This window comes from Peribacillus sp. NJ4 (assembly GCF_030348345.1).
In the GTDB taxonomy this organism is placed as follows: Bacteria; Bacillota; Bacilli; order Bacillales; family DSM-1321; genus Peribacillus.
On record NZ_JAUCFQ010000001.1, the window covers coordinates 3,196,895 to 3,211,583 of the forward strand.

At 39.5% G+C, this 14,689-nt stretch carries 11 protein-coding genes; 3 read left to right on the forward strand and 8 right to left on the reverse strand.

All coding sequences use genetic code 11. The features are described from left to right. Window positions 1-304 precede the first annotated feature (304 nt). From solA to QUF94_RS15930, 8 genes are all read right to left on the reverse strand, one after another. The gene (gene solA / locus QUF94_RS15895) at window positions 305-1,432 is read right to left on the reverse strand and encodes an N-methyl-L-tryptophan oxidase (RefSeq protein WP_289316708.1); all 1,128 of its coding nucleotides are present in this window, start codon (window positions 1,430-1,432) and stop codon (window positions 305-307) included. A gap of 92 nt (window positions 1,433-1,524) precedes the next feature. Continuing rightward, the gene (gene hutH, locus QUF94_RS15900) at window positions 1,525-3,084 is read right to left on the reverse strand and encodes a histidine ammonia-lyase (protein WP_289316709.1); all 1,560 of its coding nucleotides are present in this window, start codon (window positions 3,082-3,084) and stop codon (window positions 1,525-1,527) included. An 82-nt stretch (window positions 3,085-3,166) separates the two neighbouring features. Continuing rightward, window positions 3,167-4,552, reverse strand: coding sequence for an MFS transporter (locus tag QUF94_RS15905; RefSeq protein ID WP_289316710.1), 1,386 nt, complete (start codon window positions 4,550-4,552; stop codon window positions 3,167-3,169). A 200-nt stretch (window positions 4,553-4,752) separates the two neighbouring features. Continuing rightward, the gene (locus tag QUF94_RS15910) at window positions 4,753-4,905 is read right to left on the reverse strand and encodes a hypothetical protein (protein WP_289316711.1); all 153 of its coding nucleotides are present in this window, start codon (window positions 4,903-4,905) and stop codon (window positions 4,753-4,755) included. A 246-nt stretch (window positions 4,906-5,151) separates the two neighbouring features. Next, window positions 5,152-6,450 carry an imidazolonepropionase gene (gene hutI, locus QUF94_RS15915; RefSeq protein WP_289316712.1) on the reverse strand — a complete coding sequence of 433 codons (1,299 nt, stop codon included), beginning with the start codon at window positions 6,448-6,450 and terminating at the stop codon, window positions 5,152-5,154. Beyond that, a complete protein-coding gene (gene hutU / locus QUF94_RS15920) occupies window positions 6,447-8,123 on the reverse strand; it encodes a urocanate hydratase (protein ID WP_289316713.1) in 1,677 nt (558 codons plus the stop codon). Before hutU ends, hutI begins: the two co-directional genes overlap by 4 nt. A 192-nt stretch (window positions 8,124-8,315) precedes the next feature. Continuing rightward, complete coding sequence (locus QUF94_RS15925) at window positions 8,316-9,821, reverse strand: helix-turn-helix transcriptional regulator (RefSeq protein ID WP_289316714.1); 1,506 nt, start codon at window positions 9,819-9,821, stop codon at window positions 8,316-8,318. 311 nt (window positions 9,822-10,132) lie between these two features. After that, a complete protein-coding gene (locus tag QUF94_RS15930; protein WP_289316715.1) occupies window positions 10,133-11,452 on the reverse strand; it encodes an MFS transporter in 1,320 nt (439 codons plus the stop codon). A 481-nt stretch (window positions 11,453-11,933) separates the two neighbouring features. Between QUF94_RS15930 and QUF94_RS15935 the strand changes: the two genes are divergently transcribed. From QUF94_RS15935 to QUF94_RS15945, 3 genes are all read left to right on the forward strand, one after another. Next, window positions 11,934-12,539, forward strand: a complete 606-nt coding sequence (locus tag QUF94_RS15935; protein ID WP_289316716.1) for a TetR/AcrR family transcriptional regulator — start codon at window positions 11,934-11,936, stop codon at window positions 12,537-12,539. Window positions 12,540-12,685: 146 nt separating this feature from the next. Continuing rightward, complete coding sequence (locus QUF94_RS15940) at window positions 12,686-14,116, forward strand: FAD-binding oxidoreductase (RefSeq protein WP_289316717.1); 1,431 nt, start codon at window positions 12,686-12,688, stop codon at window positions 14,114-14,116. Beyond that, the gene (locus QUF94_RS15945; protein WP_289316718.1) at window positions 14,113-14,670 is read left to right on the forward strand and encodes an MFS transporter; all 558 of its coding nucleotides are present in this window, start codon (window positions 14,113-14,115) and stop codon (window positions 14,668-14,670) included. The genes QUF94_RS15940 and QUF94_RS15945 overlap by 4 nt, the downstream gene beginning before the upstream one ends. Window positions 14,671-14,689 lie beyond the last annotated feature (19 nt).

A 14,689-nucleotide genomic window follows, 5' to 3' on the forward strand; every position in this document is an offset into this window, starting at 1 on the left:
ATTCTTATTCTAGCATGTTTTTTTTATTTCGACAATACAATTGTTAGCTAACCTAACATATGTTTATGTATTTTTTCATTTATCTTGAATATCATTGATGTTTACTTCTAATATTATCTTTGATTAAACAGAAGATTATGTACATAGATGTAATATCAATAAACCGGCAAAAACATATACTAAACCTTTTTTTGCTGATAAAAAAAGTCGTTGATTCCTATGATAAGGAATCAACGACTTTAATTTTCATTCTATATGTTGGTTCAAGTTAAACTTGCGACTTTGTATTTTCATTACTATATTTTTAATTAAATCGATTTATAGAAAATAGTGAGATATCATTCTCACTTTTACCTGAAATAATAAGGTCACTTAAAATCTCTCCAATAACACTGCTGAATTTAAAACCGTGTCCAGAGAAACCCGCTGCTATAGCAATGTGTGGGTAATAAGGATGTTTATCCACTATAAAATGCTCATCAGGGGTCATGGTGTAGATGCAAGTTTTCCCATATTTCATTTTTTGATCAGTAGGCATATATTTCCGTAAAAACTTCACCAAATCTCCCTCATCTTCATCCAATTCACCAAAACCCTCAATATAGCCATCAGGATTTATACGGTTTCCTCCATCATGTCTCCCTATTTTCAATCCAGAACCATTTATACTAGGAAAGCCATAGTATGTACCCACTGAAGTATCAAAAGTAAAAGCTGGAAAATCATTATGATTATATAATTTCTCATTTGCATGAAACCAGGCAAATGTTTTTCTAATGGGTTCTAACGGCAGATGTAAATCTAACATCGCCAGTATTTTCGGGGCCCATGCCCCAACTGCAACCACTAAAGATTCTGAGTGGAATGTCTGTTCATCCGTTTTAATCGTGACCCCATTGCCATGAACAACTATCTTTCTTACCTCGCTGTTTACAATGATGTCGGCACCATGGGATTTCGCAAGTTGTTGATACGCTCTTAAGCACTCTTCACTTTTCAACACGCCCGAAGTCGATTCAAAGCACCCAATGTAGTCTTCTGGCAGTGTTATTCCAGGCCATCTATCATGAATTTCATGTGAATCCAAGATTTTCATAGGTAAACCATATTCCTTTGACCCCGCTTTCACTTGTTTAATGAAATCCGAATTGTCGCTTCCGGCATTCAGGACCCCTGTTGGAAGGAATAATTGTTTCCCTGTATCTCTTTCCAATTCACCCCATAGCTTTTGGGATTTAAGTGCCAAAGAAATATACTCCCTGCCTTCACCATAAGCATGTCTAATAATTCTTGTTTCCCCGTGATGGCTGCCCTTATTATGGGGAGGAGCAAAGGAATCTATTAATAATACTTTTTGTCCACTTTTTGATAGATAATAACCTGAAGACATACCCATAGATCCAGCTCCAATTACAATTACATCATAGTGCATCTTACATCCCTCCTCCTTTTAATATGATCCTTCATATAAAAATAAGGAAGCCATTACCTTATTAAATAAAGGAAAACAGCTTCCATATGGTTTTAGAACTCTATTTCCCCGATCGCCATTTCGACGAGCTTCACTATTTCACCTTCATGAATTTGCCTATAAATCGCTTCAATGTCAGGATGGAAAAAGCGATCTTCTTCAACCATCGGCACTTCGCTCCGAACTAAATGATATACCGCCTCCGTAGCCGGTGACGGTTTCAAGGGTAGATGAAAATCCATCGCTTGTGTTGCCGTCATCAGTTCAATGGCTAAAATATATTCAAGTTTCTTCGAAATCCGATAGGCTTTCTTCGAAGCGAAATAGGCAAAACTTATCACGTCTTCTTGATTTGCGCATGTAGGGATATTATCTATTGTGGCTGGATGCGCGAGCACCCTGATTTCATTTAAAAGCCCGGCAGCTGTATATTGTGGAATCATGTAGCCACTATTTAAACCTGGATTAACCACTAAGAAATTAGGTAATTCACTAAGGTGATGGTTTACAAGGCGATCTATTCTGCGTTCTGTTATTTTTGCTAAGTTTGCTAACGCAATGGAAATCGTATCCGCGTATATCCCAACAAATGACCCATCAAAATTCCCAGCCATTAGTGCAATTCCATCTTCCTCTTCCGGAAAAATCAGAGGATTGTCACTTACAGAGTTCATTTCATTCTCAATTGAAACAGCAGCGTCTTTCAATACTCTTTTTATGGCTCCATGGACTTGTGGAATGCATCGTAAGCTAAGTGCATCTTGTAATCTATGTTCCTTGTAAGTATCAATGATTTGGCTGCCTTCAAGAATCCTTGTTACATTTCTGGCTGTCTTAGCCTGTTCCTCATGTTTTTTCAATGCATGTGGACGGGGATCAAATGCTTTTATTGTACCTTTTAGCACTTCTAATGACATAGCTCCCGTAATGTCCGCGGTTTTTGCTGCTTGCATGCTATTGTATAAAGCCAGGACAGCCATCGCAGTGACGGAAGCAGTTCCGCTTATTAAAGCAAGTCCTTCCTTACACCCAAGCGTAACTGGCTTCAATCCAGATTGTGCTAACGCATCCTTCCCCGGAAGAAGCTCATCATTGTACCACGCCCGTCCCTCCCCGATCACCAATAAGGACATGTGGGCTTCAGGAGACAGATACCCCACTGACCCCTCACCTGGAACATAGGGAAGTATATCGTGATTTAACAGTGAAGCGATAAGCTTTAAAACTTGTAAACGGACCCCTGAATAACACTGGCCTAAATTCACGAGTATCATCAATTGAATGGCTCTTACGACTTCTTTTTCAAGAGGTTCCCCTACTGAAACAGCATGTGAACGAACAATATTCCGTTGAAGGGTTTCTGCGTCTTGTGGAGAAATCACTTCTGTCATATTACTGCCAAAACCTGTCGTTACACCGTAAATCAATCTATTATCTTCTAAAAACTTTTCTATTAAGCTTCGTGATTTATCCACCCTTTCACAATATACCTCGGTGAAAGTAACTTTTGCACCATATCTTGCAACCGCTATTATCTCTTCGATTGAGACTGCACCATCACCTAGTGCAACCTCTTTAATATCTTTAGGATGTAAAAAATCGGTCGTTATCATCCTTACACATCTCCTCACCTATGACTCATCAAGAAGGAGAAAAAAAATTTGGTCCTTCTCATTTATTAACTGGAAATTAATCTTATGTTATTTTCTTATTTTCTGTAAAGGGAATATCGGTTCCCTTCGAAAAGTTTCCCGCTTCTAGCAAAGGGTCACTTGCTTCATGCAAAGAAAGATTCTTCGTTTCAGGTGCCCAGGCTATCGATACGATCAAGCCAATCAGCAGAATTGCTGCCATTCCTGCCATTGAAGCACTTAATCCAAATGAACTTAAAGAAACAGGCAGCAGAAATGTTCCAATCGCAGAACCAATTCGACTAATTGCCGTAACCATACCTATTCCAGACCCACGAATCTCAGTTGGAAAAAGCTCTGCTGGGTATACTAATGTAAGGTTTGATGCTGCTGACATGAAAAAAGTAAAGATCAAGAAGGCTATCAACATTAAGAATTGAGAACCATTGTGTAAGAAGCTGAGTGAAAACAATGAAACGGTAAGTATCGTGAAAGCCCCGATGGTAAATCCTCTACGAGAAAATTTTGCAAGCAACCAAAGACCAAAAATTGCCCCAACAAGCAAGAATAGATTTAACATGGTATCGGCAAAAAAGTTTTGTTCAAAACCCATTGTACTTAGTATGGACGGAAGGAAAGTGTAGATTGCAAAGTATGGAATAACAAGAGTTAATTTGAATATTCCACCAAAAGCCGTACGCTTACGAAGCTTTTTACTGAAAAGTCCACGAAATCCCAGAGTCCTTTGATTTTCAGTGCCAGTAATCGTTTCTCCCATTTCAACGTTTGATCCAAGGTGTTTTTTTACAATCTGGCGAGCTTCTTCGACACGCCCCATGCTGACAAGCCATCTTGGTGATTCAGGGGTTCCTATTCTTAAGATTAAAACCAGAATAGCGGGAATAGCAGCACTAACAAGCATCCAACGCCATGAGTCTGAACCAACCTGTCCCAGGTAATGACCAACAAAGTTTGATGCTACATATCCAAGCGTCCATACTACGTTTATAGACGCGAGAAGCGAGGAGCGATACTTTTTTGGTGAAAACTCGGCGAGTAAAGTCGTACCGACAGCGTAATCTCCACCAAGTCCAAAACCAATTAACAAACGTAAAATGAAAAGCTCTTCTGGACTACTAACAAAAAATTGTAAAAGAGTAGCAACCGTGATAAGTAAAAAGTTTACGAGAAAGATTTTCTGTCTGCCTACACGATCAGAAAGTCTTCCAAGTATTAAAGATCCGGCAAACAGACCGATTAAAGCGGAACTGCCGATCAGTCCTGTCCACATAGCATTCATGTTCATTTGAGGCCCGAATACTGTCAATGCCATCGCAATGATCCCAAGGGAATAGCCATCACAGAAGCTTGAACCGAATGTAAGTCCAGCAATTCGAAAATGAAACTTATTAAATGGGGCATCGTCTATAGTGAATTTTTGTTCGTTCAAAGAATCCCCTCCATTTTTTGATTTATCAGATTTATGGATCAAAAAAACACTATTACAGTAATACTCCGGTAGTTAACCTAAAATTAAATGAATAGATTTTCAGGTTACATAAATAAAAATGATATTTTACTGACCTTACCATCTAAAAATGTAGACATACATGCATATTAGAAAATTAACATCATAAAAAATGTTAAGTTTTAAGATTCGACTAATCGTTGATCATTGAAATAAATGACTTCACTAAGGATTTTACACCCTTCTATTACTTCGAATTTTTCCCTTGCTTCCTTTTCAGTGTAAAACTCAAACATTTTTAAGTTATCCTTCGAATGGATAGTGATTATCCACATAAAATTCCCTCCACATGGAAGATTCATTTCCACGATTTCCTTAAAACACTTTCATTAAATCTCACTGTAAAGCAGTAAAGTATTTAACGCTGGCAATGGGTAGGATGATAAACCACCATCCTACGATTCAGCACCATTACATTTGATAAATACTTCTAAAAGCCCATTCCATCCCCTGAATTTTTCAGCGGATGGAATGGGTAGACATTGATTAAGAATCGAGGTCGTATCTTTTTTTAGTGATTTTTAAAGGCCCGTCAGGCTTTTGGAATCATTCTTCACTCTATCATTCACAACTTGAACACCGTTTTTCCATACAGTCTTAACGTGATTAACCCCAAACAAATATTGCAATTCCTGATAGTTTTCAACATTCCATAAAACGACATCCGCTTGTTTTCCTACTTCAAGCGAACCTATCTTTTCTTGTCTGTTGATTGCACAAGCAGCATTGTATGTTGCCGCCGTAAGCGCTTCAGCAGGGGTAAGCCGCATCGAGATGCATGCCAGATTCATGACAAGTGGCATAGAAGTCGTCGGTGAGGATCCGGGATTGCAATCGGTAGAAATGGCAACAGCTACACCTTCATCAACCATTCGGCGTCCTGGGGCCGCATCTTCTCTTAAATACAAAGCTGTGGCTGGAAGCAAGCAGGCAATGGTTCCTGACTTAGCCATGGCTTGAATTCCCTCTTCGGAAGCCTTTAATAAATGCTCAGCTGAAATCGCCCCTATTTTGGCAGCTAGTTCCGCTCCCCCGTATGGCTCAATTTCATCGGCATGAATTTTAGGGATCAAGCCGTACTTTTTCCCCGCCTTTAAAATCCGCTCTGATTGTTCAGGGGTAAAAACCCCCTTTTCACAAAATACATCATTGAATTCAGCAAGCTTTTCTTCAGAGACGATTGGAAGCATATCATTAATCAGATGATCGACAAATTCATCCTCACGGCCTTTATAATCCTTTGGAACCGCATGGGCTCCCATAAAGGTAGGAACTAAATCAATCGGATGCTCTTCCTGTAACTTCTTCATCACCCGCAACTGCTTCAATTCGGTTTCCAAATTCATTCCATAACCGCTTTTACCTTCTACTGTAGTCACGCCATGAGCGAGAAACGAATCAAGGCGTCGTTTGGTTTGTTCCATCAACTCTTCTTCACTTGCTTCCCTGGTCATGCGGGTGGTTGCATGAATGCCTCCACCTCCATTCATGATGTCCATATATGTTGCACCTTCAAGACGCATTTCAAATTCACGCTCACGACTCCCGCCATATACCACATGCGTATGGGGATCAACAAGCCCTGGTGTCACCAAATGGCCAGAAGCATCGAAAACTTCAGCTTCATGCATTCTATCAGCATAAAGTTCTTCCAATTCCTTGGTCGTACCTACAGCTTGAATCAAACCAGACTCCATCCATATACTTCCATCTTTTATCAAACCAAGCTCCGACATTCCCTCTTTGGAACGAGGACCTTTCCTTTCAGAGGTAAGGGTGGCAAGTTGAGCGGCATGTTTTATCCAAATTGGTTTTGTCATTGTTTATCAATTCCTTTATCAAGCATCGGGATATTAATACCTTTTTCACGAGCTGTTTCCTCTGCCAGTTCATACCCTGCATCAACATGACGCACTACGCCCATCCCAGGATCCGTTGTCAACACTCGCTCAATCCTTGCTCCTGCTTCTTTTGTGCCGTCTGCCACAATTACAACGCCTGCATGCATGGAGTAACCCATTCCTACGCCGCCGCCATGATGTACGGAAACCCAGGTTGCACCGCCCACTGCATTCACCATTGCATTTAAGATAGGCCAGTCAGCCACTACATCGGAACCATCCTTCATGGCTTCCGTTTCACGATTCGGCGAGGCGACAGAGCCTGAATCCAAATGGTCACGCCCAATCACTATTGGTGCCTTCAATTCACCGCTTGCAACCATATCATTGAGGATTTTACCAAAACGGGCGCGCTCCCCATAACCAAGCCAGCATATGCGGGAAGGCAGACCTTGGAACTGAATTTTTTCTTGAGCCATTCTGATCCAGTTACATAAATGTTCATTATCAGCGAATTCACGTAAAATCGCTTGGTCTGTTTTATAAATGTCTTCTGGATCACCAGATAAAGCCACCCAGCGGAATGGACCTTTACCTTCACAAAATTGTGGACGGATATAAGCTGGAACGAAGCCTGGGAAGTCAAAAGCATTCTCTACCCCTTCATCTTTCGCAACTTGACGGATATTGTTGCCATAATCAAACGTCACGGCTCCTTTTTCCATCATTTCAAGCATCGCTCTTACATGTTTGGCCATTGAAGCTTTAGAGAGTTTAATATACTCTTCTGGATTCGCATTCCGTAATTGTGCAGCTTCCTCCATTGACATACCAGATGGTGTATATCCATTTAACGGATCATGGGCGGAAGTTTGATCTGTCAAGACATCCGGAATAAAGTTTCTGGCGATCATTTCAGGAAGAAGATCGGAAGCATTCCCAATCAAACCAATCGATAATGCTTTTCCTGCAAGTTTTGCTTCTTTGGCTAAACGAATGGCCTCATCCAAAGAATCCGTTTTCACATCGGTATAACGAGTCTCGATCCTCCTGTCAATTCTTGTCTCATCTACATCGATCCCGATACAGACACCGCCGTTCATCGTAACTGCTAGCGGCTGTGCTCCTCCCATTCCGCCTAAACCTGCCGTTAGAGTAATGGTGCCTTTTAACGAGTTATTGAAATGTTGTTTTGCAAGCTCAGCAAAGGTCTCGTATGTACCCTGGACGATTCCTTGAGAACCAATATATATCCAGCTGCCAGCTGTCATCTGCCCATACATCATCAATCCCTTTTTATCAAGTTCATGGAATGTTTCCCAGTTCGCGTAAGCAGGGACGATATTTGAATTTGCAAGCAGGACACGTGGTGCATCCGAATGCGTTTTAAAAATGGCCACCGGTTTCCCTGATTGGACCAATAAAGTTTCATCTTCTTCAAGCTCTTTTAGTGATTTGACGATTGCATCAAAGCATTCCCAGTTACGAGCTGCTTTCCCAATCCCTCCGTATACCACCAAATCTTCTGGACGTTCTGCAACTTCAGGATCCAAATTATTCATTAACATTCTAAGCACTGCTTCTTGTTGCCATCCTTTTGTATGCAATTCTGTTCCAGTATAACGGATAACCTTGTTTGTAATCGTGTTCATTTTCATTTCCCCCTTGTTTTTGTTATATTTTCATTCTATAAGAAAAATTCAGAATAATTCATTATAATTTAATGATTATTTTATAAATTATTTCAAGTTTTTGTAGTTAACTTTATTTTTTTATGAATAATATTGAAAATTATATTGTTATGAAATAAAAAAGGACGATTCAATATTACTGAATCGTCCTTTTTATAATCCAGACCGATAAGCTGATGGAGTACAAGCTTCAAGCAGTTTGAATTTTGCATTAAAATAGGTCTGATGTGAATAACCGGCTAATTGTGCGATTTCCTCCAATGATAAATCCGTTTCCTTTAATAGGCGTTTAGCTTCCCTAATTCGAACTTGATGCAGCGTATTGCGAAAAGACTCGCCGGATTCAGCCGCAAAACGACGGCTGAGTGTGCTTTTATTGACACGCAGAGTATCTGCACAGGTCGATAGATTCCACTGGGAATCCCAATAGTTGGACTCGATCAGCTCTCTTGCTTTTTCGCTAAGAGTGCGTGCTCCTTCCTGTAATTGCCCGTGATCCTGAAGGAGCAAATGGGTGGTGAACGCATGCAGTTCTTTTACTATTTGATGAATGACTGGTTTATGTACGATTTGCTGAAATACATCATAGTATATTGCTTCTAGAGACGCATTTTGCAAGTTGTATGATTTCATATGCCTTCGGATCTGTGCGAGTACGCTTGTAAGGCGAATACGAACGATTTCCGGGTCAGGGTATGGTTGTTGAAAAGTTAGGAATTCACGTTCGATCCAGTTCCTTATGGCTTTCGCATCCCGTCTTTCGAGCATTTCTATCCAAAGCCTTTGTTCAAGAGGAGTGAGGAATGGATCCATCTCTTGAGGGGAAGTTTGTTGACTTTCCGCTAAAATGATATCATATCCATCGAAAAAGATTTGCCTCGTAAATTCACGTGTTTGCTGGTACATCCTTTTCAAAGACTCATCAGGCGTTGCCACTTTTATTATGATGGCAAGAGGCTCATCCATTCTTTCTTTCCAGTGAGCCAGGAACGCTTGATATTCTTCCTTATATACATCAATTTCCTTTGTTTCCTGGACGCATAAAATAAAATCCGATAAAGCGAATATTTGATGCTTCCCAGTAAAAGAATATCGTTGCAGTTCATCATATACTAAAGGGAGGGCCCTATTATCAGGTGTCAAAAATGCCACCATGGTTATTCGACTATCATGCCTCCGGTCTGTCAAGAAGAAATCTGGATAACCAATATCAAGTGTATTCTCTTCATCCATGGTGCTTGTCGAGGAAAAACCTTGACCATTTCTTAATTGAAAACGCAATTGTTGGATATGCTTTACCAAATCCGCTGAAGAAAAAGGACGGAATAAAACATCATCCGCACGAAAACGTAAGGCCCGATAAGCTGTTTGAAAGATTCGCTCAGATGAAATCCCTAACCAACGAATTCCCCTCCGCTTTAACGAAGCGCCCATCGCCTCACTTTCATTCGTCCAAATATCCATATCTAAAATGACGAATTCCGGATGCTGATTGCGCATGCCCTTTTCAAATTCTTCAATCGTTTTCCATAGGATCAGTCGGACTCCCGTAAGGTGGGATTCAACTATCCAACGAATTCCTTGAGCCTCTATCTCATCTTTTGCCACCAAATGAATTTCCACATCATCACCCATTTCTCTCGCTGATATCCTTTTCATCGAATAAATGTGACGTTTGAAAGAAAAGGAATCCCTGTTCTTTACAAAGCAACTTGCATCTCCTCTCCATTCTAATCCTGCCGAATCCTTCAAACAAGTCATATTGAGAAGAACCTGCGATCAAGATTAAATTTGGACATGCTCAAAATGGGAAGCATCCATATCTATTACGTTTACTTCCATCATTTAAAAATTACTTTTCTTTAATAATATGACTATATGAAAAAAGAAACACCATGGACCTTTGTGATTTCCACTGATGTTTCTATTTTAGTACTTTACGCTTTAATTCAATTTTCATTTAGAATTTTTTATAATTGCTTAATATTGACTTGAACTTCTTTTCCAATATTTTCATCTGAAACATTAGTCAATTTTAATGATAATAAAGTTATGACTCCCATCACAAGTAATCCAGATAATATAAACATACCTTGAGTAAATGCAACAGTTCCAAGAATCATCGGTCCTACAAAACCACCTAAAGCCGCAAATGAATTGACTAGGGCTATGCCAACTGGTGCAGTCGACTCAGTAAAGAAAAATGTCATATAGGCAAAAAAACATCCACTGAAACCGTATAACCCGAAAGATGTAATCGTTAACATAAGCACCATCATAAAGACACTATCTGAAAAGCCACACCCGATAAATCCGATAACTGATATCATGAGACAAACAAGCAAGTGTGGTTTATGTTCATTGGTCCGATCTGAATTCCAGCCAACAAATATAATGGCAGGTATGCCGACTAATGATGGAATCATCGCTAACCAGCCTATTTCTAAATTGGTTGTTGCATTTTCCGATAAAGATTTAATGATGGTTGGCATCCAGAATGACAATCCATAGATAGATGTGTACCCTGCGAAATAAAAAAGGGCCAACTTCCAGATTTTCGAATCTTTCAGCATATCAAGCTTAGTGACTTTATTTATTTTCGAGCTAGCTTTTCTTTCCGCACTCAATTCCCCTTCTAACCAATCACTTTCTTCCTTAGATAACCATTTAGCGTTAGTCGGTCTATTAGTTAAATAGAAAACAACAACAATTCCTATGATAATGGCCGGAATGCCTTCAAGGATGAACATCCATCTCCAGCCTGCCATACCAAACCAGGATATATTGTCAAGAATCCACGTCGACACAGGCGCACCAATCAATCCGCCAATCGGTAAGGCTAAAAGCAGGACCGCTGTTGCCCTTCCTCTTTCGCGGGCCCTGAACCAATAAGTTAAATATAAGATTATACCTGGGAAAAAACCAGCTTCGGCGACACCTAATAAAAAACGGAGAATGTATAAATGCATAGTTGTTTGCGCAAAACCTGTTAATATTACCACGAGCCCCCACGAAATCATTATTCGGGCAATCCATATCCGAGCTCCCACTTTATGCATGATCATGTTGCTTGGAACTTCAAAGAAGAAATAGCCTATAAAGAAAATACCAGAAAGTAATCCAAAAACCTCAGCGGATAAAGCTAATTCCGCATTCATTTGTAAAGCAGCATAGCCTAAATTGACCCTGTCCAAATATGCAATGATATAAAGGATCAAGATGAATGGAAGAATGCGTTTCATCGTTTTACTGATCGTCCTTTTCTCTATTTCACCACTGGAATGATTCATGATTATTTCCTCCCTTTTCAAGCTACATTTTCCACATGAAAAAATGCGATTCCCGCTGATCATTTCTTTCCTAGCTTCCCGACTCTCCGGTTCATTCCCGGTACCTTCAATACCACCTCCTCTCCATTTACATTTACTGATTCCCAACAATAGTACAAAACGCATATCATCCAGGCTAAAAAAGAATTACCTTTTCTACCTGACTGTAACTGATTGGAAAAGGATCTTACGAACTCTAACCACCCTTTTCAGGTATTCTCCTATTTTTTAAAAATCCTCCTGATTTTACTAGATTGACATCACCCCTACTGACCAAGAAACATCGTAAGCGCTTTCCCGACATGCCAAATGAATTAGGAAAGCGTTGTGAATATTCATAATCTACGTTAAATTAAATAGACCATAAATTTCCTAAACCAGACTGTAGTCTGATAGTAAACTATATAGGAATATTCTGTCAATTATCACTAGGAGGTTTTTTATGATTGAACCTAAAAAAAAACAGCTTAGGGGAGAAAAGACTCGTGAAAAAATTTTAAACATCTCTTTAAAGCTATTTAGCGAAAAGGGATATGATAAAGTTACAGTAGACGAAATCGTGAAAAAAAGCGGCACGTCGAAAGGGTCATTTTATCAACACTTTTCAGCGAAATCGGACATTTTTTTAGCGAGGTTCACAGAAGTCGATGATTACTATCGTGAAGTCTTCCATTCGTTCCCAGCCGATATGGACGCTACCGAGAAATTGTTTGTTTTCATACGCAAATTGATGCGTTTTCTGGAAGAAGAGATGGGCAAAGATCTAATGAAAGTGATTTACAGTTCCGCATTAGATTCAAAAGAACATACATACTTTTCAAATTCAAATCGCTCACTCTTACAAATTATTCGTTCATTAATTGAAGAGGCGAAAAAACAAAACAGCATAGGCACGGAACAGTCAATAAATGAGATTTCAACACTCCTCACCCAAAGCCTGATGGGTATCATCTATCATTGGGGTTTAAACAACACAGAACGAAGCTTGGAATCTTTATCCATACCTCTAATCGAAACTATCATTAATGGGCTGAAAATGAAGCACTAATGCATAAAAAGTTCAACATTATTTAAAGAATATAAAACCCAATCTCAATGAATGGCGTTGGTAACTCAATTATTCAATAAAGTTCATGCATTAATATATCTCTTGAGTGTCAAGCATATTTAACGAGGAGTCGAAAGCTAGTTATTATGAAACGATTTTTCTTTATCATCCCATATGCAATATTATTTGGTTTATCCCTGCAGGCTTTTAATTTCAAGCTTGACCACCCCATTGCAGAAGATATCAGCCGTCTGATGCCAGTTAAAATGAAAGCGATAAAAGCAGAAGATAGTGAAGAAGCAATCGAAAAGGTACTTAAAGAAGCTGTAAAAAACGGTGATTCCATTTCCATTGCCGGAATGCAGCATAGCCAAGGGGGACAGACATTATATCCAAACGGGATCCTGCTAGATATGAAGCATTATGACAAAATCCTTGATTTGGATGTAAAAGAAAAACACATCACGGTTCAAAGCGGAGCAACCTGGGCTGATCTACAGGAATATATCAACCCATATGGACTTGCACTGAAGGTCAGTCAATCTCAAAACATATTCACCATTGGCGGTTCTTTGAGCGTTAATGTCCATGGCCGTGATATCCGCCATCATGCCTTGATAGAAACCGTGGAATCTTTTAGATTGCTTAACGCGAAAGGACAAATCCTAACGGTGAGCCGTGAAGAAAACTCGGAGCTCTTCTCTTCGGTTATTGGCGGATATGGTTTGTTTGGAGTAATACTTGATGTTACACTCCAGCTAACCGATGACGAACTTTATAAAATTAAAACGAAATCACTCAATTATGATGAATATACTTCGTATTTTAAAAGAGATGTCCTTCAAAACGATGCTGTTAAAATGCATCTGGCAAGAATATCGGTTGCTCCTGGCTCCTATTTGGATGAAATGTATGTAACGGATTATTATAGGGCAAATGACCAAGCACAGCTATCGAACTACAATACTCTCAAACGGGAAACAATCGTTGCCGTGCCTAAATTCTTTCTTGGCCTATCACGTTATAATGACTGGGGGAAAAAGAGGTTTTGGGAAACTCAAGAGACCTACATGGCCAATATTGATGGTAACTTGGTTTCCAGGAATAATGTGATGCGGTCGGACTCTGCCTTTATGGATTACAGCAATCCCTCCAAAACAGAAGTGTTGCAAGAATACTTCGTTCCGATAGATCAATTTACTGATTATATCGATGATCTAAGAAAAACTTTATCACATGAAAAAGATTTCAATTTATTAAATATTACAATTCGTTATGTGGAACATAATGATGAATCACTCATGTCCTATGCCAAGGATGATATGTTCGCTCTTGTTATGCTAATCAATCAAGGGACAGATAACGAAAGTAAGGAAAATACGGGAAGGGTCATCCGTAATATGATTAATGTGACGCTTGACCATAACGGCAGCTACTATTTACCCTATTATGGTTATCCAACCAAGACACAATTATTTGAAGCGTATCCGCGTGCTGAGGAATTCTTTCAATTAAAGAATAAATATGATCCTGATAATCGCTTCATGAATCTTTTCTACAAGGAGTATCAGCCATGAATTATAAACGTTTTGTTATTTACCAAGGCACTGTTGGTATGGCTGCAAGCATGATTTTCCCTTTTTATATTTTGCTAATCAAGAATGTAGGTACCAGCTATTCGCAATTCGGATGGGCATATGGAATATTCTCACTGACAGCAGCACTTAGTTACCCTTTAATCGGAAAATTCGCTGACAAAGCCGGTGACAAAACATTTCTCATTATCTATTCATGGGGGATGGCACTAATCCTTCTTGCCTTTCCTCTCGCATATGAAATTTGGCATGTCTATCTCCTGCAGATTATAATGGGGGTCCTTGGGGCTGTACAAAAAAACACTGAAAAAACGGTACTTGCAAGATATGTTACGAAAACAACAGCGGGTAAGGAAATTGGAAACTACCATGTTTGGACATCCATTGGTGCTGCAGCTGCCGTGATAGCAACCGGATATTTAGTCGACTTTTTAACGATTGGAAGCATCTTTTACCTTGCATCCTTAATGTTTGCCTGGTCTGGATTTATTATAATGAAGATGGACAAAAACGCTTCACTATCTAATGCGGAATAAATAAAAACATAAGGATTAT